The organism is Paenibacillus sp. SAFN-054, assembly GCF_051966755.1.
Taxonomy (GTDB): Bacteria; Bacillota; Bacilli; order Paenibacillales; family Paenibacillaceae; genus Paenibacillus_AQ.
Window position 1 is genome coordinate 47611 of record NZ_JBQCKS010000008.1, and the last position, 25827, is coordinate 73437.

Genomic DNA, 25827 nt, shown 5'->3' on the forward strand with positions numbered 1-25827 from the left:
TTTGACGTTTACAAGGTTTAGTCTAAAGGAGAGCACGGCAAATTTTGAGGAGGCAAACTTTCGATTTAAGGTTGAAATTATTACGGCACGAAAAAAAGGCCCTTATGTAAGCGATATGCTTCATAAAGGCCTTCGGGTATAAGTTCATATGCTGTTAGCTGTTGTCTGCTTGCTTGGTTGCCGGTTTCCCTGACTTCGCTCTATCGAGATAACGGTCATACCGGTCATCCAGCTCCCGAGCCATGCTGCGGTAATTCCACGTTTCCTCCACAATCGGATCAAGTGTCGTCTGAATCCTGATTTCATATCGGGGTGAGATGAGCTCCCGCTCCTGATCTTTGCGGTTTTGCAAATCCTCCATCTCGCCTTCGGTTAGCATCTCACTGAGCTGACGCTCCAAATCATCATTTCCACTCATAGCCAGACACTCCTTTGCGATAATGACGCCCTCGCCGGGAAGGCGCATGCGATATGTTATACCCTCCGAATCCGCAACTGAAACGGCCCTATTCGCCGTCTTCAAGCCCGGTGGCCGCGGCTTCCTTCAAAGCCTGCACCAATTCGCCATGCACGGCCCCGTTCGTGGCCGATATATTGCGTACCCCCAAGTGGTACGGGTTGCCCATCGTATCGGTGACTTGACCGCCGGATTCCGTTACCATCAGCGCACCCGCAGCCGTATCCCAGGCATTCAGACCGATCTCCCAGAAGCCCGTCAAACGGCCTGCAGCCACATAAGCAAGATGCAGAGCGGCCGAACCGCCGGAGCGGATGTTGCGGACCTTCGGGGCCAAATGCGCGAGGCCGGCCATATTCGTCGGCAACGTGCTGTCCCGGCCTACCGGGAACCCGGTAGCCAGCAAGCTTTGATCCAGCGCCGCTTCGGGTGCGACGTTCATTCGTCTGCCATGGACATAAGCCCCTTTCCCTTTCTCAGCGACGAACATCTCATCGCGGGAAGGGTCATAGATGACGCCGACAATGACTTCGCCTTTGTGCGCGAGGGCAATCGATACGGAAAAGAACGGGAATCCGTGCACGTAGTTCGTCGTTCCGTCAACGGGATCCACGATCCATAGATATTCTTCCTCGGCAACCTTTTCCAGTGCTTTGGCGGAAGCTTCAGGACCGGGCTCCACGCCTTCCTCGCCGAGAAGCGCATGATCCGGGAAGTGGGTAAAGATCAGCTTGCGGATCATCTGCTCCGCACCCTTGTCCACTTCCGTCACAAGATCGCTTACGGCGGATTTCGTATTTAATTGTTTTACGGTACCCAATCTGCTTTTAATCCATTCGCCCGCCTTGGACGCGGCATTGATTGCCACAGCGGTATAGCTTTTGCTCGTCACGACATAAGGAGTCTTATCCTCTTGGTTCAAAGCGCTCACTCTACTTTCTGTGTTATCGTCTAACGTTCATCAGGGCTCCGGATGAGCCCCGTCATTTCCCAAATCTATGCTTCTAAAGTATACGTCATGATAGATTTAAAGTTTCGCCCAATTTCATCCCGAAATTTCGATGCTCGCTCCGCTGAGCACCTTCACGCCGTCCGATGCATGAGAGGCCAAATCCTTCATGAGGTGAAATAAAGCCTGATCCTTATATTTAGCCTCGATCATGACGTCGATGGCCGGCGTGCTGCCGGCGATTTCCCGGAGGAATTCCAGCAGGGGGCCGGTATTCACCAGGTCGGCATGGCTGCGCGGATCGCTTTCGCTTTTCGGGCTGGAAATATGGATTTTGGGTGGCAGAGGCTTGTCCGGATCCGCATCAGCCTGAGCCAGCGGCCCGGCCCAAGTCTGCATAATATCAGGCCAGAGCTCCCAGGGCTTCTCGCCATCGTTGTTCACCCACTGATGATGAATATCCAGCACCATCGGCAGTCCCGTCGATTTGCATACATCCAGCGTCTCAACGGCGGTAAAGGTTTTGTCGTCGTTTTCAAGGGTCAGGCGGTTCTGGATCTCCTCGTCGAGCCCGGCAAAATGTTCGATGAATCTTCCGGCTGCTGAAGGCTTATCCTTATAAGCGCCCCCGATGTGGATATTGTTCTTCGCGGTACGGTTCAGCCCCATGGCCTGCAGCATCTTGACATGATGCCGAAGGTCGCGGATGGAGCTGCGAAGCACATTGTCCCGTGGCGTACTCAGCACGGTAAAATGATCCGGATGAAAGGACACCCGCATATCATGGTCCTTCACATACCGTCCGACTTCGGCAAACGGTTCCTTCAATGCCACGAACGGATCCCAATCGCTCAAATCATCATGCGTCGCGAGCGGAATCAGCTTCGAAGAGAACCGGTATACCTGAATGTCATTCCCATTGTTGTGCTTCAGCAGTCTGAGCGTGTTGTGAAGGTTCCCTTCCGCAATCCGCTCAAGCTTGCGAACTGCCGCTTCCCGGTCGCTGAGCTTGCTGAAGCTAGCCATCGTCATCGTTTTGGACGGGGACGAGTCCTTGATAAGCATTGACATGGCGACATAGCCGAACCTGACGATCATGAATCCTCTACTCCTTATGGTTTCAAGTTAGAAAGCCTTAAGGATGTTGTTCCCCAAAAAACATTTCATAAGCCAAATCCGTCTGAACCCGGGATTCTTCATCGCTTAACTTCCGGATCAGCTCCATTTCGACCTCAGTGACTTCCTGGCCGCCAAAGTTGATTTCGGCGATGCAGCCCACGATTTTGACGATGGCCACCGCGACGTTATCCGGCGTATAGGCGATGACCTTTTGTCCCGTCGGAAATACGCGGAAGCCCTGCTTGACCATTTTGCCGCGCCCGTACTCCATCAGTTCGTAAAGCTCCTGCTCGCTTTTGAATTTGCACACGGAGTTGAATTCGGTTTGAAATCCCATCTTCGTAGCACCTGCCCTCTCTTCGGATATGGAAAAAGTGCCCGGCCTCTTGCTGCGCCGGCCGGACACCTCGAAAAACTGCTTATTCTGGATTACGCTTCATTCGTGTAGATGAGCGATTGTTTGCTTTCGTAGCGCTCAAGGGCGAGCTCGATCATCCGGTCCAGCAGCGCCTGATAGCCAAGTCCGGTCTCTCGCCACAGCAGCGGATACATGCTGAATGGCGTAAAGCCGGGCATCGTATTCACTTCGTTAATCAGAATCGCTCCGTCGGACTTCCGGAGGAAGAAATCGGCCCGCGTAATGCCGCTGCCCTCGATCGCCTGGAAGGCGATCAGTGCGGCTTCGCGAAGACGGTCCGCCACTTCCGGATCCACGGCGGCCGGAATGACCATCTCGGATTGTCCGTCGGTATACTTGGCCGCATAATCGTAATAGTCCGCAGAGGATACGATCTCGCCGGGCACGGAGGCCATCGGCTCCTGATTGCCCAGGACGGCCACTTCGACTTCACGCGCGTCCACGAATTCCTCGACGATGACCTTTACGTCATAGCGGAATGCCAGCTCTACCGCACGCTCCAGCTCCTCGCGGTTTCTTGCTTTGGAAATGCCTACACTTGATCCAAGATTGGCAGGTTTCACGAAACATGGGTACCCCAGATCGTCCTCTACGCCCATGATCAGATTAAAGCTGCTTTGTTCCCATTGAGGCTTGGTGAAGTAGCAGAACCCGCACTGGGGAAGACCCGCCTGCGCGAACAGCTTTTTCATCACAACCTTATCCATGCCGGCTGCGGATGCCAGTACGCCTGCCCCTACATACGGGACGTTGGCCATTTCGAACAGGCCCTGAATGGTTCCGTCTTCGCCGTAAGTCCCGTGCAGCAGCGGAAACATCAGATCAACAGCCGCTTCTCCGCCGTACAACCGGCTGAAAATGGCGCTGAGCGCTCCTTCGGTTCCTTCGCTGTCATGCTCCAGCTTCAGCTTCTCCAGCTTGTCGAGCGGCGCGGAAAGCGTGCTTCCCTTCTTCCACTCGCCTTGCTTCGTAATGTAGAACGGAATCAGCTCGTATTTATCGTAATCAAAGGCGTTCATGACCGCAAAAGCCGTCTGCAGCGACACCTCGTGCTCGCCTGATTTGCCGCCGTATACCAGGCCTACGGTAGTTTTGTTGTTCCCCATGCCTAACCTCTCTCTTTTCCACTGTATTGCAGGCTGCTCCTGCTGTCGTACTCATAACCATTATAACGCTCTAGAAGTAGTCCGGGATATGCAAAAAACGGTATGCGGTATTATCGGTCCATGCATAGGAATCCTTATAGTCCCAGTACCGGTGTTTGCTGCTGACCGTATGGGCATTCACGAGAGGCTGCCCGCCCGCATCGAAAGCCGTTACGATTGTCGAATGCTGGAAGGAGCCGTCGCCGTCCCAGTCATAAAAAATGACGTCGCCCAGCATCAGCTGCTCGGGACGCTCGACGATTTCACCTCGAATCCCCGACGTACTGCCCGCAAGATATCTGGACAATGCGTTGGAGACAGCCCAGCTGTAGCTCCACCATTCCTTGCCGCTGACATATCCTTTGTACCACCAGCCCGCTTCTCTTTTACCAGTATAGTTGATTGGCGCATCCCCTGCAAAGAGACATTGCGAGATGTAATTGGTGCAGTCGACGTCGAATTCGGCAAACTCCGGATTATTGGAATTCCACCATTTGTCGGCATAAGCTGCCGCTTCCTCGCGGCGGTACCGGACCGACTTGCGCCCGACGCCTCCCCCTTGAAGAACGTAGGAATTCAGATACGGCTGCGGACTGCTTCCATGCGCCGTGTAGGCGTAATCCTGCACTCCACCCGGTACGCCCGCGCCTTGGGGAACCGGATGCTTTTCAGGCGTCAGATGCTCTACGGACACAATGACCCAATCATCCCCGTCGCGGATGAGCGTAAGTCGCTCCCGTTGGATCATCTCCTCCATATGGTTCACGCCGCCTTTTTCATAAAACAGCTGCACGTACAGCTGCACGTCGATGACAGCCTGGTCCGGCGCATCCTGAATCGTCCGCAGCAGCTTGGCCCTTGTTTCGCTGCGCAGCGGCCGGGCTCCCCGCTCGGCATACCACCGTGAAAGCCGGGAAGAACGCTCGGCTCTGGCCATCAGATAAGCCGGATCGGTGACGACCTGCTGCACATGGCTCGACCTATAGTCGATTTGATGCTGGTTATATTGATTCACATAGGTGTAGAGTGTCTGTTTCCATTCCTTATCCATCCGCTCTATTCCCCTCTCCTTACCGTTACTTTGCAGCCGCCGCTTGTGCCGTACGGTCCATGAGCCTTCATAAAACGGCTTCTTACTTACGTATATGAGACGAACCGAGCCGCTATGAACTGCAGTTCGCTTCAGGGTTCCATGAAAGTCACATACGGCGAATGCCGCCCAGCGGTGCAGCATTTCGGAACCATTGGCAAAGCAAGGTTTTGGAGGCTATAGAAGCTTTCGGCCCCGTGCGGAAATTGATCCTTTCGTTTCATATAAATAGACGCAAAAAGTTCTTTACTCCCAAGCTTGTAAACGGTATACTAAAAGCAAACCTCACTATTTTGAAATTATGTTTCATCTAGTGAAACTAGGAACGGCAAAGTGATTGCCCTTATCGCTCATCACCCAAGCCATCCCACCCGATATGTTCATTGACGTAGGACACGAACACATTTTTAAGGAGGTACATGTATGACAGCAAAGGATCAGTTCAACACCGTCCGCAGCCTGGAAGTCGGCGGCAAAACATACCGCTACAACAGCCTGCAGGCGCTCGAAGAACAGGGAATCGGCAGCATTTCCAAGCTCCCGTTCTCCATTAAAGTGCTTTTGGAAGCTGCCATCCGCCAATTCGACGGACGCGCCATTACCGAGGAACATGTAAACCAACTGGCCAAATGGAATGAAGGGCTTGACCACAATAAGGAGATCCCTTTCATCCCTGCACGTATCGTTCTCCAGGACTTTACCGGCGTACCGGTCGTCGTTGACCTTGCAGCCATGCGCGATACCGTGAAGAAAGCCGGCGGGGATCCGAAGAGCATCAACCCGCTCGTACCGGTCGATCTCGTTATTGACCACTCCGTTATGGTCGATGCGTTCGGCAATGGCGAAGCACTGAACTATAACATGGAAGTGGAATTCGAGCGTAACGAGGAGCGTTACCGCTTCCTTCGCTGGGCACAAACCGCATTCAACAACTTCCGTGCGGTTCCGCCAGCTACGGGTATCGTTCACCAGGTTAACCTTGAATATCTCGCGTCTGTTGCAGCAACCAAAACCATCGACGGCGAAACGGTCGTTTATCCGGACTCCCTCGTAGGCACGGACTCCCATACGACCATGATCAACGGTCTTGGCGTCGTGGGCTGGGGCGTCGGCGGCATCGAAGCAGAAGCCGGCATGCTCGGACAACCGCTGTACTTCGTCACGCCTGACGTTATCGGCTTCAAGCTGACAGGCAGCCTGACGGAAGGCGCTACGGCAACTGACCTTGCGCTTACGGTTACGGAATTGCTGCGCAAAAAAGGCGTTGTCGGCAAATTCGTGGAGTTCTTCGGACCAGGCCTCTCCAACATCAGCTTGGCAGACCGTGCAACTGTAGCGAATATGGCACCGGAATACGGCGCCACGATCGGCTTCTTCCCGGTTGACAGCGAGACGCTGGCTTACCTGCGCAACACAGGCCGCTCCGACGAGCAAATTGAGCTTGTTGAAGCTTACTACAAAGCGCAAAACATGTTCCGCACCGCTAATACGGAAGATCCTGAGTTCACGGACGTCATCGAACTCGATCTGGCTTCCGTCGTACCGAGCCTTGCCGGACCGAAGCGTCCGCAGGACCGCATCGAGCTGACGAACATGAAGCAAGCCTTTAATGACATCGTTCGTACGCCGATCGAAAAAGGCGGATATGGCCTGAGCGATGCCAAAATCGAAGAAAAAGTGACTGTACAGCATAAAGACGGCTCCACCAGCGAAATGGGAACAGGCGCAGTCGTGATCGCGGCGATCACAAGCTGTACCAACACGTCCAACCCAAGCGTTATGCTGGGCGCAGGCCTTCTCGCCAAAAAGGCGGTTGAACGCGGCCTGACCGTTCCCGGCTATGTTAAAACCAGCTTGACTCCGGGTTCCCTCGTCGTAACCGAGTACCTGAAAAAGGCTGACCTGCTGAAATCCCTCGAAGCTCTCGGCTTCTACGTAGCGGGTTACGGCTGTGCGACATGCATTGGTAACTCCGGTCCGCTTCCGGACGAAGTCAGCCAAGCGATTGCCGATAACGACATGACCGTTGGTGCTGTCCTGTCCGGTAACCGTAACTTCGAAGGCCGCGTCCATGCGCAGGTCAAAGCCAACTACCTGGCATCGCCTCCGCTCGTGGTTGCATACGCGCTGGCAGGAACGGTTAACATCGATCTGCTCAATGATCCGATCGGCCACGACCAACAGGGCGAGCCTGTATATCTGAAGGATATCTGGCCATCTTCCGAAGAAATCAAAGAAGCGATCAGCCTGTCCGTCAATGCGGAAATGTTCCGTCAGAAATACGCGAACGTATTTACCGCGAACGAGCGCTGGAACGCGATTCCGGTACCGGAAGGCGAACTGTACGAGTGGGACGAAAACTCCACTTACATCCAGAACCCTCCGTTCTTCGAGAACCTGGGCACCGAGCTGAACGATATCAAGGACATTAAAGACGCCAACGTGCTTGCCCTTCTGGGTGATTCCGTCACAACGGACCACATTTCCCCAGCCGGCAACATCTCGCCTACAAGCCCTGCAGGTCTTTACCTGAAAGAGCATGGCGTAGAGCGCAAAGACTTCAACTCCTACGGCTCCCGCCGCGGTAACCATGAAGTCATGATGCGCGGCACCTTCGCCAACATCCGGATCCGCAACCAGGTGGCACCTGGAACGGAAGGCGGCGTAACGACATACCTGCCGACGGACGAAGTCATGTCCATTTACGATGCTTCCATGAAGTATCAGAACGGCGACCGCAACCTCGTGGTTATCGCAGGCAAGGAATACGGTACAGGCAGCTCCCGTGACTGGGCGGCAAAAGGTACCTTCCTCCTGGGCGTCAAAGCGGTCATCGCTGAGAGCTTCGAACGGATCCACCGCAGCAACCTGGTTGGCATGGGCGTGCTCCCGCTGCAATTCCAGGAAGGCCATGGCTGGAAGAGCCTCGGTCTGACCGGCAGAGAAACCTTCGATATTGTCGGACTCAGCAATGATGTGAAGCCAGGCGAAAGCTTGAGCGTCATGGCCATCCGCGAAGACGGCACGAAGTTCGAATTCCCGGTTACGGCGCGTTTGGACAGCATGGTGGACGTGGATTACTACCATAACGGCGGCATTCTGCAAACCGTGCTTCGCCAAATGATCGCGAATCAGAAGCAATAGTCCGAGTTTCGGATTGCAATAGAAAAAAGGCGTCCCCGAGTCGATATGGCTCAAGGGGGCGCCTTTTTTTGTGCTGATTCTATCGTTGGCCAACATGGTCAAACCTGTTGCCGATCCGTTCGCGCATGAAACTTTTGATTTCATCAATGGCTTTCTGCTCCGACTGCTGGCATTCTTCCATCCGCTGGACCAGGCTGCTTTCGGATTCTTCTTCCGTAATGCGTTCCAGCCCCTCCATGAGGGTTAAAGCCTCCTGGAAAGAAGCCGCCACTACCCGGTAGGCTTCCGCCGCATCGATTAGCTCTGGCCATAGGGACGTCAGCGTATCCATATACAGGCTAACGTCCCGTTTGGATGCGGCATAACACCGGAAAACCTCAGCTGCTTGAGCCGGGTCATAGCGCTTCGTTTCGAGTGCCTCCCGGATCGCGCCATACGCTTCCCGGCCGCATGCGTAATCTTCTTTCGGCAGCATGATGTCATGCGTTTCCCATTTGTATACCGCTTGTACCAACGACTCTTTATAGACCTCGATCGGATCCAGTTCCACCGGATCGTCAAGGATTTGATAATGCCAATACGGCGACACATTCCTACCGAACTCTTGGTAAGGAAGTTGGCAGAGTTCGGAGCCATCTCCATCCGAATACCATAATACCCCCGCTTCATCGTCATAGCCTGCGGCGACGACAAAGCGGTCCCTCCAGAATACCGCTCCCCTGCCCCGATCGATGGCTGCCTTCAAATCCGATACAGCCTGACGCTGATACAGCGGGAAGGTGGGCTCGAACGTAAAGCCCGCAGCCTGATTAGATGTCACGCCAACAAAATCCGCGGCAAGAAAATTCTCCGCGATCCAGTTGTATGCCGTTGCCGATTCGGAGCTTAGCCTGCGTTCCACCACAAATCGGAAGCCCGTTACCGTCACCCCTGATAACACGGGCTTCGGATATGACGTCCACCCGGCGTGAGCGAGCACGGCATGCATGGCATCAATGTATGACCTGGATGCGACCATCATGCGTAATCCATCAAGTATTTTCGCTCCCATTCCCATCCTCCCATCTTGCTATCTTGCTATATGCAGACCCCAGCGCGGAACCGTGAATCGCTTCAAATCGGGATACCGGCCCGAAATGCCCCTGAATACGTTCACCGCTTCATCCTCCAAGCGGCAGGCCTCCTCAAGCGCTCCTATTAAGGAAGTCATCGCGTAGGAGTTAATGGATTTGTGCTTCGCATTCCTAGTAGATATCCATTCCGACAGCTTGAACAGGGATACTGTTTGTTCATACAGGTCGGAGGCTTTTTTCAGCTCGGGAAACCATTGCTCGGCCTCCTTCAAAAACAGCATGATCTCATGCCTGGATTGCTGATACGACTCCAGAATATAAACCGCCCCAGCTTCGTCGTACTCTCCCTGCATCAGAGCCCGAATCAAATACGAATAAGCCATCCGGCCTGAAGCGATACTTTCATCCGGCTGGACCGGATATGCCGTGTTCCAATCGTCAATCGCCATCCGGAGTGCCTCAAGCACCCTTTGTTCGGGATGGATCTCTATGCTGTCCCCAAAAGCTTGCGCATGCCAGAAGGGTGTAAAATTCAGGCCTAAGTTATCGTACAGCACCAGCCGGTTTTCATTCGAAATGCCGTCCTGCACATAAAAAACCCGGTCCTCGTCATCATAACCGTAAATCACGCCGAACTCCGGAATCCAATAGACCACCCCGATCCCCTTGTCGAGGCTCTCCTTAATCCACTGGACCGCATCCTGCTGGTAGCGCGGGAATGTCGGATGCCGCGTGCGTCCCCCGTCCCAGACCGTGTAAATACCGAGGCTGTCGGCCGCCCGCTTATGAACGGTTCCCCATTGTCCGTAAGCTGTGACCGAAAGATGGAGCAGCCGTTCATGGACCGCGAAAATAAAGGCCATCCCGCTTAAAGCGGACAGCATGTATTTGGGCCCTTCGAACAAGCCTGCAGCCGTAAGAATTGCATATAAAGCATCGGTATAGGATTTTGATTCTCTTTTGACGATTAGATCCTGTAATATGACGCTGGACACCATTGCTACCCCTCTCCGTTTAAACAGTGCAGCACCTGCTCGCACCGGGTCTGAAGCTTCTGCTTCAGCCATTTGGGCGCTTCCAGCCGTTTCCATGCTGACTGCATCAACTGCTGCATGAAAGACTCTGCATCGTAAAAATCAATCTCATACAGAAGCTCACCTACAGGTCTCGCAGCATATCCAAACCAAGTGTCTTCGCCTAGCTCATGATTCAGCTTGATTCTGGCCGTGAACGGCTTGATAGCCGGAATGTCTCGCTCGATCACCGCGGCATTCTGCTCATCCCTATCCTCAAATATCCGGGCGGTTACATGCAAGTCTGCGATACCGTCAATCCTGTACAGCCGCTTCCGGCTTCCGTCCGCTCCATAAGCCGCTACGTAATCCGCATTGTATCTGGATAACAGTTGAACCGGACAGATGTCATGCCTTATCTCCCCGGCCTCATCGCGATAGCGGATATGCACAATTTTCCGATGAGAAATTGCGAATGCAAGCTGTCCACTGATCTCAATCAAGCGCGGCTGAGCTTCAAAGAACGGCAACCGTCCAAAGGCTTCCGTCTCCTCTTCTCCGGTAAAGCGGCTGAGCAGGTGCGCAACCCGCTGTATGCTGGAAGGTTGATCGCTGCTGTACTGACCGTATTTCCGCGCCAGAAAGCTTAGAACATCCCTTTCTTCTTCCGTTATGTATAAATGAGGCAGCACGTAGGTCTTATCCTCATAACCATATCCCCGGTGCTTTGCGATGTATTGAAGCGGTGCACGCAGGGAAACGGCCATGTATTCGATATCACGCTGCGCCTGCCTCCTGGATATTTCAAATTGAAGGGCCATATCTTTGCTGCTCGGGTAATGACCTTCCCTGACTCGTTGATCAAACCAATGAATCCTGTGCATGTTGCTCAAATTCCGGCTCCCCCTTCTCTCGCAGATGGAACCCTGCATTTCTATTGAAGCATCTGCAGGTTCGGAGATTCAAGCCATTTTTCCTGTAACAAGGAAAAAACTGAGGCTTCCCAGGCAGCATGCCCCCCCGCTTGTCAACGCTTCGACGCTGCAGAATCAATTCTCTCTTGCTCTGCTTTAAAGCATTTTTTGCACACCTTTAGTGCCGTACCGTCTGCACCCGTACGCGTATAAAGCAGCTTGATCCGCTTGCTGTCGCAAACAGGGCAGGTTCCCCGGCCTCTAGACGGTAGGCTCCACAGAATGCGTCCTCTTTTGGTTTTTGCCATTGTTGTTCACCTCCTTCCTTTATGCATCCGTTCACAGCCCCATTATATGACAGGAGGTACGACATAAATTGTCGTAGCAGAAATAAAGGACCTCCGGTCCCATAACTCACCCATCAGTCCTAAAATCGCATGACCATTTTCCCAAAATACGGATATTGGGTTTAAAAGCGAAAATGAACGGGTAAAGAACAAGAAACCCGGAGAAAAGCATCCGTTTTTCCGCATACATATGCATTAAGAAATACGGTTAAGAACCTGCGCGAGGAGGAAAGAAATTGATGAACGTTCCGCAAATGATGCCCTTTCACCATGCTTATCCCAGACCTCAGGTCACTACACCGCCCAAAAAGGACACCACCATGGATAAGCCAGTGACATTTAAAGAGGTTTTGCTTGAGAAACTAAGCCCGAAACGGTAACCGAAGGATTAAATATCGCATATCCCTCCTTATGAGTGGCTTCCCCTTCCATTCATAAGATTTATATTGGTAAAAGAGCGCCTGCATTTGCAGACGCTCTTTTTTTATTTTTTGCTCATGTCTATTTACTCGACAATGTTCCATATGTTATATTTGTAGTATAACAGTTAACTATTTTAAAAAATCCACTGCCGAAAGAAGGTCTTCCCATGATCATCCGTCTGGATATGCAGTCGGATCTTCCCATTTATGCGCAGCTGATGAATCAGATCATTGAGGGCATCGCCAGCGGCGAGTTGAAACCCGGCGAGGATTTGCCCTCGGTGAGAAGCCTGGCGTCGGACATCGGCGTCAATCTGCACACGATCAACAAGGCTTACACGCTGCTGAAACAGGAAGGTTTCATTCAGATCCACCGGCAAAAAGGGGTCGTCATCAATCCCGACGGCATGCCTGGCGTTACGATGGAGTATGAACAGAAGCAAACAGAGCAGCTCCGTCCCCTGATCGCCGAGGCCATCTGCCGAAGCATGAGCAAAGAAAGCCTGCTCCAGCTTGTAGAATCGCTTTATGAAGACATTTCACGCGGCACAAAGGAGAATGCCTAATGTTATGGATATCTGCTTTAATGACGGTCGTCATGTTCATTCCGATTTCGATTACGCTGATTGCGATGCCGTTTCTCACCCGGGAAACCGTCAGCTTCGGCATATCGGTCAGCGAAGAAATGTATCACAGCCCGCAGCTCCGTCATATGCGCAGACAGTATGCCTGGATCAGCGGCGTCTTGTATGCCCTGCTGCTGGTTGGCTGCCTGTCCGTTCTGATGATGTCGGATGAGGAAACCCAGCTCTATGTGCTCTCTTCGTATATTATCGTCACTGTGATTTGCTCCGGCGTCATGAATATGACGTATTATTTCAAAATGAAAAAGATGAAGTCCTCCTTTCCGAAAGAAACGATGAGAAGCGGAAAAATCGCGATTGATACCCGGTTCCGCAGCAAAAAAATGATCATATCCAACCGCTGGTTTTTGCTTCATCTTGGCGTGACGATCATCAGCGCCCTGTTCGCCATCCTTTATTACGATCAGTTTCCGGACACGATTGCGATGAAATTCGATTGGCAGGGCGAGGTAACGCGCTCCGTGGCTAAGTCCTACCGGTCCGTGCTGGGGCTCAATCTGATGCAGTTCGTGATGATCGCGCTGTTCGTGTTCATCAACCGCATGATCCTCGAAAGCAAACAGCAGATCGATCCCGATCATCCGGAGCTCTCCGCTCAGCGGAACGCCGTGTTCCGTTTGCGTTGGTCGATGTTTAACGCCGTATCCGCCATGATCATGGTGCTTCTGTTTTCGTTCATCCAGCTCAATATGCGGTACGAACTGAACAGCAGCATCATGATGCTCGTGTCCCTGCTGCTTCCTAGCGTCATCGTGATCATGGCTTTGGTCATTTCACTCACGACCGGCCAGGGGGGCCGCCGTATCGGCAGCCATGCCGTGGGTACAGGCAGGACCGCGGTCAATGATGACCGTTTCTGGAAGCTTGGCTTCGTCTATTTCAACCCGAATGATCCGGCGCTGTTCGTTGAGAAGCGGATGGGAATCGGCTGGACGATCAACTTTGCGAGACCCGCGGCCTGGATGGTATTGGTCGGCATTATGGTTATGATTGCTGTCGCCGGCATTTTTGCGGGGTAAGAGATGCTGTTCCATGATGCCAGCCGGGGCCGGGAAAAACGCGGATCTTTTCTGCAACATGAATAACCGGCCCTTATCGCCTTCACCCCATCCGTATGGGATGGATTTCCTGCCCATTCTCTGGGATAATGAAACTCAAGCTATTGTTCATTCTGTTCATTTTCTCTAATGGGAGGTCTTTTTCGATGAGTGAAAAACACGTGATGACAGCCGAGGACCTGCACCGCATGCACTGGGTTAGCGATCCTGCAGTCTCTCCTGAAAATGGAGCGGCTGCGTACATACTAAAGTCGGTCAACAGCAAGCATACCGGCTATGTGACCCAGATCCGCCTGATGAAGCCGGATGGAAGCGAAGATATGCCGTTCACCGCGGGTGAACAGGACGGCGCTCCGCAGTGGTCGCCCGACGGTTCGCAGCTCGCTTTTCTCCGCAAAAAGGGGGATGCCCGCCAAGTCTGGCTTTTGCCAGCGCACGGAGGTGAAGCACAGGCAGTTACCGAGCTTAAGCATGGTGTAAGCGCTTATAAGTGGTCTCCGGACGGGACAGCACTGCTGCTGAAGGCCGAAGCCCCTGACGGAAAGGAGGAATCGGATGACTCGAAGGATAAGCTGCCGGAGGAAACTATCGTGGACCGCATCCGCTATAAAGCCGATGGGGCCGGCCTGATAAGCAGCCGCAGAACGCATCTGTTCTTCTTTGATATCGGAACCAGAACCAGCACGCAGATCACTTCCGGCTCGTTCGATGTCGGTGCTTTCGCATGGTCACCAAGCGGAGCCGAAATCGCCTATACCACGGAGCTTCCTACCGCGGACATTGCCGATGCCGATCTCAGACCCACGAACGATCTGTACGTAACCGATCGGGCTGGCGGTGTAACGCGTCAGCTGACCGACGGCCAAATCAGCATCGGACATGTCAGCTACACCCCGGACGGCAAGCACATTCTCATGCTTGCCGATGATCTGTCCTGCGGGTATGCGACATTAACCCGTATTTATCTCCTGCCTGCCGAAGGCGGAGCGTATCGCGCGCTTTACACCGACTTGGACATCCAGCTTGGCCACAGCTGCGTCAGCGACATGCGCGCCGGAGCCGGAACGCCTCCGGTATACAGCCATGACGGACAGTCCGTGTATGTCCAGATCAGCCAGAATGGGCGTGTGGAAATTGCCCGCTTCGCGCTGGACGGCTCCGACTTCGAGATCATGGCGGGAGGCGACCGTGAAATTTACCAGTTCGCGCTGGCGCCAAGCGGAGAGCTGATCTTCGCTGCTGCTGATCCTCTCCAGCCGGGGGACCTGTTCCGGCTCGATCTCATAAGCGGCGAGGAAACGCGCCTTACGGACTGCAATGCCGGGCTCTGGAACGAGCTGATGCTCAGCGAACCGGAGGAGTTCCAATTCACTGCCGGGGACGGCTGGCCGATGCAGGGCTGGATCATGAAGCCGATCGGCTACAAGGAAGGCTCCAAGGTTCCTGCCGTTCTTGAAATCCATGGCGGGCCTCAGGCGATGTACGGCCATACGTTCATGCACGAATTCCAGCTCCTCGCAGCTGCCGGCTTTGCCGTATTCTACACGAATCCGCGCGGGGGACACGGCTACGGCCAAGCACATGTGAACACCGTCCGGGGAGACTACGGCGGACGGGACTACCAGGACCTCATGGATTTCACCGATTATGTACTGAATCATTACGATTACGTCGACGCTTCCCGCCTTGGCGTGACCGGAGGCAGCTACGGCGGCTTCATGACCAACTGGATCGTCGGCCATACCGACCGCTTCCAGGCGGCCGTCACCCAGCGCTCGATTTCCAACTGGCTTTCCTTCTATGGCGTAAGCGATATCGGGTATCATTTTACCGAGGATCAAATCTGGGGCAATGCCTGGGATGACGTGGAGAAGCTGTGGAAGCATTCACCGCTGGCTTACGTGAAGAACGTAACCACTCCGCTGCTTGTCCTTCACGGCGAACAGGACCTGCGCTGCCCGATCGAACAGGGCGAGCAGATGTTCACCGCCTTGAAGCGGCTTGGGAAGAAAACGCAGCTGATCCGGTTCCCGGGCGCCGACCATAACCTGTCCCGGAGCGGCCATCCGCACCTGCGGACACGCCGCCTCAGCCATATCGTGCGCTGGTTTGAGGAACATATCGAGAGATAATGCCGTGGAGCTTTCTTACGACCGCACTACACCCAACAAGCAAGCTCCGTCCATAATTAGTCATGCAAAAAGACCACTGGAAACCTTAACTCCAGTGGTCTTTTGCGTTACTTCATTCTACATCTAGCACGCCAGCTTAAATCATCAGGCCCATCTGACGGGCAGCCTCCTTCAGCACGGGAGCGAACTCGTGCAGCGTATCGGTCGAGATCCGGCTGACGGGGCCGGATACAGACAAGGCTGCCGCCACTTCCCCGCTTCGGCCCACGATCGGTACGGCGACCGCAGCGGCGCCCGGTTCCCGCTCCTCGAAGCTCGTGGCGTATCCCTGCTCCCTGATTTCCTCCAGCATGCGTATGTATCCGTCCTTGTCCGGCATGTCCGGCCATTCGGGATCCTGAAACAGCTCCCGCTGATCTTCCGGCGAAGCAAAGGCGACGAGCACCTTGCTCGAAGCTCCGACGTACAGGGGAAGCCGCGCACCGACCTGCGCTACCCGGCGAATCGCCTGATTGCTCTGTACGGCCTGGATCCGCAGCCGGTCCTTCCCGTCCCTGAGATACAGGCTTACCGTCTCGCCCAGCCGGTCGCGGAGCCGTTCCATCCCGGGCAGGAACAGGACGGCCGGATCATCGCTCTTGGAAAGATGCGTGGACAGCTCCCATACCCGGAGCCCCAGGCGGTACTTCTCCGTTGCCGCGTCCCGGACAACAAACCCCTTCTCTTCAAGGGTTGTCAGCAAACGATGCACCGTGCTTTTATGAAGGTGGATTTGTCCGGCAATTTCGGTCAGTCCAAGCTCGCTGCTTCTCGTAAAGCACATCAATATATCAAGTGCGCGTTCAACCGCGCGTACGGTCAATTTGCGGTCTTCCATTCCAGATCCCGCCCCTCTTAATGTTTCACCACATGAAACATGGTTACAATAATTATAAGAAATTCAGCGCCTAAAGTCCACTTTTTCGCAAAATTGTACTTATCCTTCCCAAGAAGGCGCGCCGCCCCCCGATCATTACATTTCATTTACAAATGGGCCGGGCTGATTGACATTAGGCGTCCCGCAGCATAGGATATAGAGTAAAATTTTATCTGTTTCGTATTCGCTGCCTACAAGCTAAACTAGAATTAGCCATTTTAATAGAAGGAGGGGCCAGCATGAACATGGCAACACGAAACGACGTCCAAGCATCTCGCCCCCTGACCGAAACACCCATACCGCTCACACCGCGGCTCATACGCGTGAAGCATATATTGGTAGCTCTGCTGCTGTCCGTTTTATTTTTCCTGATCTTTTGCTTTATCGCGCTGCATGCTTATATCGCATGGGTACTCTCGAATCCGACCGTTGCCCCGCTCTATTCCAACCCGATGCAGGCAAAGCACATGGCATACGAGAACGTCACCTTCCCTGCGCTGGACGGAAGCCGGATGATGCATGGCTGGTACATTCCCGCCGAAGGATCGAAGAAAACGATCGTCTTCAGTCACGGATACGGGGCTAACCGCGAGGAAACGTGGATCCCGATGTATGATTTGGCCCACTACGCCCATCGCATGAATTTTAATGTCATCATGTTTGATTACGGTTTCGCGGCCCAGAACAGCAAAGCCGTGGCCACAGGCGGCAAGGTGGAGTCCAAACAGCTGCTCGGTGCGATCGAGCTGGCCAAACAGCGCGGCGCGAAGCAGATCGTTGTATGGGGCTTTTCCATGGGTGCAGGGACTGCCCTGCAGGCGGGGCTTCAGACCAAGGACGTCGATGCGATGATTCTGGACAGCAGCTTTCTGCTGGAGCCGGATACGCTGTACCACAACATCAAGAACCAGATTGATCTGCCGCGGCATCCGTCGCTGGAAATACTGGAGCTGCTGTTCCCCGTGCTGAACGGAACCAGCCTGCACCAGATTCCGTATCAGCAGGTGAAAAAGGAAGATTATCCGTTCCCGATCTTTTTCATTCACGGCACGGAGGATGAGAAAGCCCCCTATCCGATCGCCGAGAAATTGGCAGCCAATCAGACGAACCCCTACTCGGACGTATGGATCGTCAAAGACAGCCATCATGAGCTCATATTCCGGGAGCATCCGCGCGAGTATCTGCGCCGCGTCTCCGCCTTCCTCAGCAACGTGAAGCTGGCGGAACAGAAGGATATCGACAATGAGCCGCTTATGAAGAACAAGCCTTAAGCCGGACGACAGCTCAATCACACACAAAAAAAGGCATCCCCGAGGGTTCTTCCACAGCCCTTCGGAGATGCCTTCTTTTTTATTGCTTGCAATCAGCCTTTGATCAAAGACAGAAACTCGGCTCTGGCCGCAGGATCTTCCCGGAAAATGCCGCGCACGCCGGAAGTGACCGTTTTGCTGCCGGGCTTCTTCACGCCGCGTGCGCACATGCATAGATGCTCGCCCTCCACGACAACCATCACGCCATGAGGCTGCAGCACGTCGACCATGATGTCGGCGATTTGCGAAGTGATGCGCTCCTGAACCTGCAAACGGCGGGTCACTGCCTCGACCAGACGGGCCAGCTTGCTGAGACCGGCAATTTTGCCGCTTGGAATGTAGCCGATGTGCACCTTGCCGAAAAACGGCGCCATATGATGCTCACACTGGCTGTAGTACACGATATCCTTCACGATCACGAGCTCCTCATGATTCTCGTCAAAGGTAACGCCCAGCACGTCTCTCGGGTCCACTTCATAGCCCGCAAAAATTTCCTCGTACATCCGGGCCACGCGCGCAGGGGTTTCCAGAAGCCCTTCCCTTTGCGGGTCCTCACCGATCAATTGCAAGATTTGCTGTATATGGTACTCGACTTTATCACGATTTTCCTGAACATTCGTATTTGCGTAATCTTTAACGCCAGCCACGGCACTGACCTCCTCTCGTGACCTCCTGATTTTCTTCTTGCGAATCCCAAGACCCTTGGCTTACTTGCGTTTTCCGCCCTTTTTGTTCGTAAACTGCTGCGGATTGTTCTTCATCATTTGCTGAGCTTTCTGCATTTGGCGGTTGTTCAGATTATACCCCATCTGTTTAGCCATCTTTTGAAGCATTTGCGGATCACTTTGCATCTTTTCCATTTGCTTGCGCAAATAAAACACGCCGATAAAAAAGCCGCCGATTAAGCCGACAATCAGCGTAATCACAGGAATGACATATTGCATATTCAGCCACCTCATATTTATAGATCAATACTTTGCGTGCTTAGCAACACGAACCTATCATAGCATGTCCCCAAGCGCCTAGCAAATGGATTTCTACGATAAAACAGCCTCAATAAAAACCGTCGTTTCCTGCGCCAGATCAAGCTCCTTGACGTCCAGATGGTTCGCTTCGCCGCGCACGATTCGGATCACCGGGCGTCCCGGAAGGCCACGGTGCTGGCTCACGACCACGCCGGTCTCCTTTGTGGACAGACGGACGCCAGATCCATTGGGGTAAATGGAGACCATCTTGTTGAAATGAATCAGCACTTCATAGTCCAGCTGCTTCTCCGACATGGCCATCATTTCCTCGCAGGCCTCATGCGGCAGCAGGCTCTTCGCTTTCGGAAGAATCGGATGGATCAGCCGGTCATAGGTATTCGCCGCGGCTACGATTTTGGCATACAGATGTATCTCATCTCCCGTCAGTCCGCGCGGAAGGCCGAATCCATCAACCTGTTCATGGTGCTGCAAAGCCACATGGGCAACCAGAAGGCTGAAATCCCTCTTGTTCTTCAGCTTCTCGAATCCTCTCCAGGTGTGGTGGGATTTGAGGCCGGGCATAATCTCATCCTCAAGGCTCAAGCCGCTTTTTCCGATGTCATGCATCAAAGCCCCGGTGGCAAGCTCTTTCAACTGCTGATAATTAAGCCCCATGTTGATGCCTATCACGGAAGACAGCAGGCAGACATTCATCGCATGAATGTACTGGCTGTTGTCCGCCGTCCGGATGTCGGTCAGCTGCACCAGCATCTCCTTGTTGCTCATCACGTCCTCCAGGAGACATTCCACGCTGCTGCCAATCAGATGCGTATTCCAGTCCTTGCCGGACCGCACGGCTTCAAACACGTTGCACATCTCATGAATGATGCTCTGCTTGGTCGCTTCGCTGAGCATGTCGTCGGTATCGACGTCATCGAACATCGGATCCTGAATGTATAACATGGTTACGCCGATCCGGTTTAAGGTGCTGATCATGTACACCGTCAGCTGTACCCCTGCGGACAGAAGCACCGTGCCGTTTCCGGAATATATCGTTTTGCCTAAAAATTGTCCGGGCTCTACCTGATCAATGCTGATATACCTCATGATTCTCCCCCCGATTTCCAGCAGCCGCTATCCGTTCACGTCAAGCCTGTCGCCGCTTTACTCTTCGATCCTCGTATTTCTTTCGGGAAGCGAATCTTCCAGGCTTAAAAGCTGGCGCTTGGTTTCAAGCCCGCCGCGGTAGCCCGTCAGGCTGCCGTCGCTTTCAAGCACACGGTGGCACGGAACGATAACCGGAACCGGGTTTTTATTAATGGCTCCGCCGACGGCTCTGATGGCCTTCGGTCGTTTAATCTTCTCCGCGATCACCCCGTAAGAACGAATCTCTCCATATGGAATATCGGTCAGAGTCGACCAAACCTGTAGCTGAAAAGGTGTTCCCCGCAAATCCAGCATCAGATCGAACGTTTGGCGCTGCCCAGCGAAATACTCTCCCAGCTGACGCTTCGCTTCTGCCAGCCGCTCGTCGTCATGCTCGAAATCCCCGCCTCCGCACCAGGTGCGCGACCATTGCTGGAGTACGGCTTCCTTCACGTGGAAGCTCCCGAATTCGATCAGGCATAGTCCTTTGTCGGTTGCACATAGCGTTAACGGCCCGATGATGGACTGCATTTCATCGTAATATATCGTTTCCGGCTCTCCACCCAGAGCAGCCGTAAATTTCGGTCCTTCACTTTCTGTTGCTGCTGTGTCCGCCGTCGTTTGCGATTGAAGTTGTTCCTGCGCTTCCCCGAGCATTTCCCGGACCTTCTCGTCCTGCTCGGAAGCCATGGCTTTATTCATGATGTTCAATGCCTCTTCGCCTCCTATGCGTCCCAGCGACCAGGCGGCGGTTCCCCGCAGCTCCGGCCGTGGGTCGTTCAGCAGTACCTCTCCCAGTTTGGGCACCGCAGATTTATCTTTGTAATTGCCAAGCGCGATCACCGCATTGCGCTGTATGGGCTTTCGTCCCCGCCAAGCGGCTGCGCTCTCTCCGAATTTCTCTTTGAATTCCCGGTTGGTTAGATCCAGGATCGGCAGCAGCAGCGGCCTGTCCTTGTCCGGCACCGGCAGCAGCTCTTCATGATGCGTCCAGTGCTTCCCTTTGTTCTTCGGACAGATCACCTGACAGGTATCGCAGCCGTACAGACGGTTGCCGATCTTGCGCATGACCTCGTCCGTCAGGAATCCTTTGGACTGCGTTAAAAAGGATATGCAGCGCTGTGCATTCAGCTGCCCCGGACCCACAAGAGCACCGGTAGGGCAAGCATCGATGCATAGAGTGCAATCTCCGCAATCCTCTGTCACCGGCTTATCCGGCGGAAAAGGAATGTTCGTTACCAGCTCCCCGAGAAAGATCCAGGATCCCCATTTCGGTGAAATCACACAGCAGTTTTTGCCGCTGAAACCAATGCCCGCCCGTTCTGCTACGGCCCGGTCGACAAGCTCCCCGGTATCTACCATGCTCTCCAGCACCGCGTCCGGCACCCGTTCCCGGATAAATGCCTCGAGCTTCCCCATCGCCTCGCGCAGTACATGATGGTAGTCCCTCCCCCACGAAGAACGCGACAAAACGCCCCGGTACATGCCCGGCTCGTTTTTGGGAGCGTCATTCATTTTGGAAGAATAGGCAACGGCGATGGAAATGAGCGAAGCAGGCTCAGCGGAAGGAAGTGCGGGGGTTACGCGTTTATCCAGATCGGGCTCCTCGAAGCCAGACTCATAACCAAGATCGCGGTGGTTTTGCAGAATCGATTTCAGTGATGTAAAAGGGTCTGCGGAGGCAAATCCGATGTCGTCTATGCCGAATGCTGCCGCAACCTCCTTGATTTCTTGCTTCAGCAGCTCCCATGGGGAAGGCGAAGGAGCATACCCAGAGGTCTTAACAGCTGTCATCTCTCTCGCCTCCTTTTCTGCCTGGATAACGCGTCATTATAAGCCTCTGATTTGGGATACCGGCCAGAAGATGAACTCGGCCCTGCCCACAATATCCTTCGCGGTCACGCTGCCGAAGGAACGGCTGTCCTTGCTGGCGCCTGCATGACGGTTGTCCCCCATGACGAAATAATGCTCCTTGTCCAGCGTGAGCGGACTGAAATCGGCATCCTGAATCTCCACTTCGGTATAAGGCTCGGCCTTCTGCTGCCCGTTCACGTAGAGCTTATGGTCCTTCACTTCAATGATGTCGCCGGGAATGCCGATGATACGTTTGACCAGAAATTCCTTCTTGTCCGGTCCGTCGCTCGGATCATGCAGCACGACGATTTCTCCCCGGCTGGGCGCCTTGAAGTCATACACGATTTTATCGATAAACAGCCTTTCCTTTTCATACAATGTCGGCTGCATGGACTGTCCTTTGACCATCGACAGATTGAAGACGAATAAATTCAGAAGCATCATGATGACAAAAGCGATAACGATGGTTTTAGCCCAGTCCCACACCTCGGAGGATAGACTGCGTGGCTTCGGTTCCGGCTTGTCTGCCGGATCGGCTTCCGAATACCCGGGTTCACGCTGCTTTGCTTGATTCATGCTACACCTCATTTTATAGACAAATTCCCCTTATATACAGAAAAGCATATCTTACGCGGTTTTGCAACGGCAGTAAAGATATGCTCAATATAGAAAATATTGTTTTTTGACAATTCACAATAGGCTGTCCACTTCTGGAATTTCTATGATTTGGTACGTAAAGCATTTGATAGCGACCGGCAAGAAGTTTATAATTTGTATCAACTTGGAGGTCATCCGCAGGTGTAAGAAAGATTAGTGCTGTGGACTGATGATGCTGAGCTTTTGAAAGGCTTCCAAAATTTTGTTGGCACCGTAGCCCATCGCTTCATACAGCGGCATTGCGGCTTTGTTGTGCTCATCTCCGGCAATCATGATCCGGCTTACCTTGCGGACCTGAAAGCGCTGTTCCATGGCCGCTACGAGCGCCTTGCCAATGCCTTGGCGGCGATAGTCGGGATGAATGGCGATGCGGTAATAGCAGCCGTGGTTATGCTCGATCGTGCCGATCAGCGCCCCCACGATTTCATCGTCTTCCTCTGCAACCATGATTAACTCCGAATCCCAGGACAATTGCCTGGAGAACGGTCCCATCGTATTACGGTAACACTCTTCGGACAAGGCAACCTGCATCAACTCGGTGACGCTGCTACAATCACTTAACTGAAAGGAACGAACCTGCATGTCTTAAATCTCCCTTTTCGTCAGCTTGTTTGGATCCTTGGAAGACAAGCTCTTCTTTAATCCAGAATTAATATTACGACAAAAACCGTTAAATTCCTTCTTTATCATCCATTAAATCATAGTTTTCTTTAAAAAACACGCATTTTCTTTTGAAAGCGCTTTATAGCAAGCGTTTTCATTGTAATATTAGTAAAATAACCATATAATGGTCATTTTGTCCGCATAAATATTGATAGAAAGGGTAATGGATAAGACGAGTTATGTACGGGGCCCAAACGCAAGCCGACTTTATAAACATAAATGTTGATTTAATTGAAAAAATACGGTTTAATTGTATTTGTATCCATCGAACGAAAGATCGGGGAAACAAACGTTAAACTTTAATTCATTTATATGGCTGTAGTCCAGGTTACATAATCCGGTCATTAAAGGACTCTTTTGCTGCTCAGCAAAGGTTTCTTTATGAATAGAGGTCCATTTGCATGGAGCTCTTATAAAAAACATTTACAGGAGGTATTTATCATGGCATTTCAATTACCTGCACTTCCTTACCCTAACAATGCGCTCGAGCCTCATATCGACGCACAAACGATGGAGATCCACCACGATCGTCACCATAACACGTATGTAACCAACTTGAATGCGGCTCTGGAAAGCGCTCCTGAACTGCAAAATAAAAGCTTAGACGAGCTGATCGCAAACCTTGACAGCGTACCTGAAGGCATCCGTACTGCCGTTCGCAACAACGGCGGCGGCCATGCGAACCACTCCCTGTTCTGGGAAACGATCGGACCAAACGGCGGCGGCGCACCGAGCGGCAAGCTGGCTGAAGCGATCGACCAAGAACTTGGCGGTTTCGATAAGTTCAAAGAAGATTTCGCCAAAGCGGCTACAACCCGTTTCGGAAGCGGCTGGGCTTGGCTCGTTGTGAACAAAGACGGCAAGCTGGCTGTAACAAGCACGCCAAACCAAGACAATCCAATCATGGAAGGTCAAACTCCGATTCTTGGATTGGACGTTTGGGAGCATGCTTACTACCTGAAATATCAAAACAAACGCCCTGATTACATCGCTGCTTTCTGGAACGTTGTAAACTGGGATGCCGTGAGCAAGCGTTACGAAGAAGCCGTTTAATCTGTATGGTTCACGGTTTCGGGCGCACCAGCCCGGCAATACAAAAGAACCGTCCCTCCAAGGGACGGTTCTTTTTATGTTCTTTAACCGCAGCATGCTAAGTTGATGCTACTTTGAGTCCTTCTCCAGCTTAAAATGCTCCCTGAGAATTTTCAGGAACACATTTGGAAAAGCATACAGCGCCATATCCTCCTCGCTGATCCAGCGATGATGCGGCCCTGCCTTCTCTTCGGCGGCAGCATGCTCCAGCACAAGCTCGTACGCAGCTTGCGACTCCGCGGCCATAGGCAAATCCTCTTCGCGGCAGCGGTATACCTGCAGGTTCCAATGAATATGGCTGAACGTATGCTCGGCATCCATCATGTAACCTTCAGGCCTTACAGCGATCCCCTCTTCCAGCAGCGCGCCCACCACGATATCCATCGCCGGCTCGTCCGGCAGACGGCCGCTGCGGCTTTGCGGCACCTGTACATGCGGCAGCTCCCACATGCGGGCCAGAAGCCCTTCCTGCGGCCGCTGGCGGATCAGCACCTTGCCTGCATGTCCCCCGGTTCCTTCGACGAGAGCAACGACCCGGTATTCCGGACGCGGCGGCTTCGCTTTGGTCTTCACCGGCAGCGATTCCTCCACGCCTTCGAGCCTGGCGGCACAATGCTCCATGACAGGACAGGTCAGGCAGTGCGGCGACTTTGGCGTACAGACGAGCGCGCCAAGCTCCATCAGCGCCTGATTGAAGTCGGAGGCCCGTCCTTCGGGAATCAATTCCACGACCAGGCCTTCCATGAACGAGCGCGTACTGCCCTTCATGATATCTTCCTCGATCAGAAAGTAACGGGAAAGCACGCGCATGACGTTTCCGTCCACCGCAGGCTCCGGCTTGTTAAAGGCAATGCTCAGCACAGCGCCCGCCGTATATGGGCCAACACCCTTCAAGGCGAATACCGAAGCTTTGTCGTCCGGCACTTGTCCACCGTGCAGCTCCTTCACCTGTTTAGCTGCTGCCTGCAGGTTTCTTGCGCGCGAGTAATAACCAAGGCCTTCCCAGCATTTCAGCACATCCTGCTCGGGCGCATCCGCCAGGTCCTCGACGGTCGGGAACCGTTCGATAAAACGGTGAAAATAAGGAATAACGGTATCTACGCGCGTTTGCTGCAGCATAATCTCGGATACCCAAATATAGTAAGGATTGCGGTGGCGGCGCCACGGCAGATCCCTTTTATTTTGCATATACCATTCCAGTAAATGATGGCTAAAAAACTTTTTATGATCTGTCTGGTTCATATAACTCATTCCATTCCTTCCGGCTTTCTTTTCCCTGAATGCTGTTTGCTATATAAA

Annotated in this window: 24 protein-coding genes; 6 read left to right on the top strand and 18 right to left on the bottom strand. The window is 53.3% G+C overall.

The window, feature by feature from the left end:
* Positions 1–154: 154 nt before the first annotated feature.
* The 6 genes from ACTHPM_RS25520 to ACTHPM_RS25545 all read right to left on the bottom strand — a co-directional run bounded on the left by ACTHPM_RS25520 (position 155) and on the right by ACTHPM_RS25545 (position 5139).
* Complete coding sequence (locus ACTHPM_RS25520) at positions 155–418, bottom strand: hypothetical protein (RefSeq protein WP_440398037.1); 264 nt, start codon at positions 416–418, stop codon at positions 155–157.
* A gap of 88 nt (positions 419–506) precedes the next feature.
* Positions 507–1379: an inositol monophosphatase family protein gene (locus ACTHPM_RS25525; RefSeq protein ID WP_440398036.1), complete on the bottom strand. Its 873-nt coding sequence runs from the start codon at positions 1377–1379 to the stop codon at positions 507–509.
* A gap of 123 nt (positions 1380–1502) precedes the next feature.
* Positions 1503–2504: a UV DNA damage repair endonuclease UvsE gene (uvsE, locus tag ACTHPM_RS25530; protein ID WP_440398035.1), complete on the bottom strand. Its 1002-nt coding sequence runs from the start codon at positions 2502–2504 to the stop codon at positions 1503–1505.
* Between the two features lie 37 nt (positions 2505–2541).
* On the bottom strand, positions 2542–2862 hold the full coding sequence (locus tag ACTHPM_RS25535; protein WP_440398034.1) for a hypothetical protein: 321 nt from the start codon (positions 2860–2862) through the stop codon (positions 2542–2544).
* A 92-nt stretch (positions 2863–2954) separates the two neighbouring features.
* Positions 2955–4049, bottom strand: coding sequence for a D-alanine--D-alanine ligase (locus ACTHPM_RS25540; RefSeq protein WP_440398033.1), 1095 nt, complete (start codon positions 4047–4049; stop codon positions 2955–2957).
* Between the two features lie 70 nt (positions 4050–4119).
* Positions 4120–5139, bottom strand: coding sequence for an amidase domain-containing protein (locus ACTHPM_RS25545; protein WP_440398032.1), 1020 nt, complete (start codon positions 5137–5139; stop codon positions 4120–4122).
* Between the two features lie 462 nt (positions 5140–5601).
* Between ACTHPM_RS25545 and acnA the strand changes: the two genes are divergently transcribed.
* The gene (acnA, locus tag ACTHPM_RS25550) at positions 5602–8322 is read left to right on the top strand and encodes an aconitate hydratase AcnA (protein WP_440398031.1); all 2721 of its coding nucleotides are present in this window, start codon (positions 5602–5604) and stop codon (positions 8320–8322) included.
* A gap of 79 nt (positions 8323–8401) precedes the next feature.
* On the opposite strand, the gene ACTHPM_RS25555 is transcribed toward acnA, so the two are convergent.
* From ACTHPM_RS25555 to ACTHPM_RS25570, 4 genes are all read right to left on the bottom strand, one after another.
* On the bottom strand, positions 8402–9373 hold the full coding sequence (locus ACTHPM_RS25555) for a hypothetical protein (RefSeq protein WP_440398030.1): 972 nt from the start codon (positions 9371–9373) through the stop codon (positions 8402–8404).
* A gap of 18 nt (positions 9374–9391) precedes the next feature.
* Positions 9392–10462, bottom strand: a complete 1071-nt coding sequence (locus ACTHPM_RS25560; protein ID WP_440398029.1) for a hypothetical protein — start codon at positions 10460–10462, stop codon at positions 9392–9394.
* Positions 10396–11292 (bottom strand): helix-turn-helix transcriptional regulator, encoded by an 897-nt coding sequence (locus tag ACTHPM_RS25565; RefSeq protein ID WP_440398028.1) that lies wholly within the window; start codon positions 11290–11292, stop codon positions 10396–10398. The genes ACTHPM_RS25560 and ACTHPM_RS25565 overlap by 67 nt, the downstream gene beginning before the upstream one ends.
* A 143-nt stretch (positions 11293–11435) precedes the next feature.
* Positions 11436–11630 (bottom strand): hypothetical protein, encoded by a 195-nt coding sequence (locus ACTHPM_RS25570; protein ID WP_440398027.1) that lies wholly within the window; start codon positions 11628–11630, stop codon positions 11436–11438.
* A gap of 628 nt (positions 11631–12258) precedes the next feature.
* Here ACTHPM_RS25570 and ACTHPM_RS25575 point away from each other — a divergent pair.
* The 3 genes from ACTHPM_RS25575 (at position 12259) to ACTHPM_RS25585 (ending at position 15925) form a co-directional block, all read left to right on the top strand.
* Positions 12259–12657 carry a GntR family transcriptional regulator gene (locus ACTHPM_RS25575; protein ID WP_440398026.1) on the top strand — a complete coding sequence of 133 codons (399 nt, stop codon included), beginning with the start codon at positions 12259–12261 and terminating at the stop codon, positions 12655–12657.
* A complete protein-coding gene (locus ACTHPM_RS25580) occupies positions 12657–13754 on the top strand; it encodes a DUF1648 domain-containing protein (protein WP_440398025.1) in 1098 nt (365 codons plus the stop codon). Before ACTHPM_RS25575 ends, ACTHPM_RS25580 begins: the two co-directional genes overlap by 1 nt.
* Positions 13755–13939: 185 nt before the next feature.
* On the top strand, positions 13940–15925 hold the full coding sequence (locus ACTHPM_RS25585) for a prolyl oligopeptidase family serine peptidase (protein WP_440398024.1): 1986 nt from the start codon (positions 13940–13942) through the stop codon (positions 15923–15925).
* 136 nt (positions 15926–16061) lie between these two features.
* Here ACTHPM_RS25585 and ACTHPM_RS25590 read toward each other — a convergent pair whose 3' ends face one another.
* Positions 16062–16802 carry an IclR family transcriptional regulator gene (locus tag ACTHPM_RS25590; protein WP_440398023.1) on the bottom strand — a complete coding sequence of 247 codons (741 nt, stop codon included), beginning with the start codon at positions 16800–16802 and terminating at the stop codon, positions 16062–16064.
* A gap of 278 nt (positions 16803–17080) precedes the next feature.
* Between ACTHPM_RS25590 and ACTHPM_RS25595 the strand changes: the two genes are divergently transcribed.
* Positions 17081–18112, top strand: coding sequence for an alpha/beta hydrolase (locus ACTHPM_RS25595; RefSeq protein ID WP_440398022.1), 1032 nt, complete (start codon positions 17081–17083; stop codon positions 18110–18112).
* Between the two features lie 92 nt (positions 18113–18204).
* Here the strand turns inward: ACTHPM_RS25595 and folE are convergent, their stop codons facing one another.
* From folE to ACTHPM_RS25625, 6 genes are all read right to left on the bottom strand, one after another.
* Positions 18205–18798: a GTP cyclohydrolase I FolE gene (folE, locus tag ACTHPM_RS25600; RefSeq protein ID WP_440398021.1), complete on the bottom strand. Its 594-nt coding sequence runs from the start codon at positions 18796–18798 to the stop codon at positions 18205–18207.
* Positions 18799–18858: 60 nt separating this feature from the next.
* Positions 18859–19095, bottom strand: coding sequence for a YneF family protein (locus ACTHPM_RS25605; protein ID WP_440398020.1), 237 nt, complete (start codon positions 19093–19095; stop codon positions 18859–18861).
* A gap of 93 nt (positions 19096–19188) precedes the next feature.
* On the bottom strand, positions 19189–20223 hold the full coding sequence (locus tag ACTHPM_RS25610) for an HD-GYP domain-containing protein (RefSeq protein ID WP_440398019.1): 1035 nt from the start codon (positions 20221–20223) through the stop codon (positions 19189–19191).
* A 57-nt stretch (positions 20224–20280) separates the two neighbouring features.
* On the bottom strand, positions 20281–22056 hold the full coding sequence (gene queG, locus ACTHPM_RS25615) for a tRNA epoxyqueuosine(34) reductase QueG (protein ID WP_440398018.1): 1776 nt from the start codon (positions 22054–22056) through the stop codon (positions 20281–20283).
* Positions 22057–22092: 36 nt separating this feature from the next.
* Positions 22093–22692, bottom strand: a complete 600-nt coding sequence (gene lepB / locus ACTHPM_RS25620) for a signal peptidase I (protein WP_440398017.1) — start codon at positions 22690–22692, stop codon at positions 22093–22095.
* A 234-nt stretch (positions 22693–22926) separates the two neighbouring features.
* A complete protein-coding gene (locus ACTHPM_RS25625; RefSeq protein ID WP_440398016.1) occupies positions 22927–23355 on the bottom strand; it encodes a GNAT family N-acetyltransferase in 429 nt (142 codons plus the stop codon).
* 522 nt (positions 23356–23877) lie between these two features.
* On the opposite strand from ACTHPM_RS25625, the gene ACTHPM_RS25630 reads away from it, so the two are divergent.
* Positions 23878–24489 carry a superoxide dismutase gene (locus tag ACTHPM_RS25630; protein ID WP_440398015.1) on the top strand — a complete coding sequence of 204 codons (612 nt, stop codon included), beginning with the start codon at positions 23878–23880 and terminating at the stop codon, positions 24487–24489.
* 108 nt (positions 24490–24597) lie between these two features.
* On the opposite strand, the gene mutY is transcribed toward ACTHPM_RS25630, so the two are convergent.
* Positions 24598–25770: an A/G-specific adenine glycosylase gene (gene mutY, locus ACTHPM_RS25635; RefSeq protein WP_440398076.1), complete on the bottom strand. Its 1173-nt coding sequence runs from the start codon at positions 25768–25770 to the stop codon at positions 24598–24600.
* Positions 25771–25827: the final 57 nt, after the last annotated feature.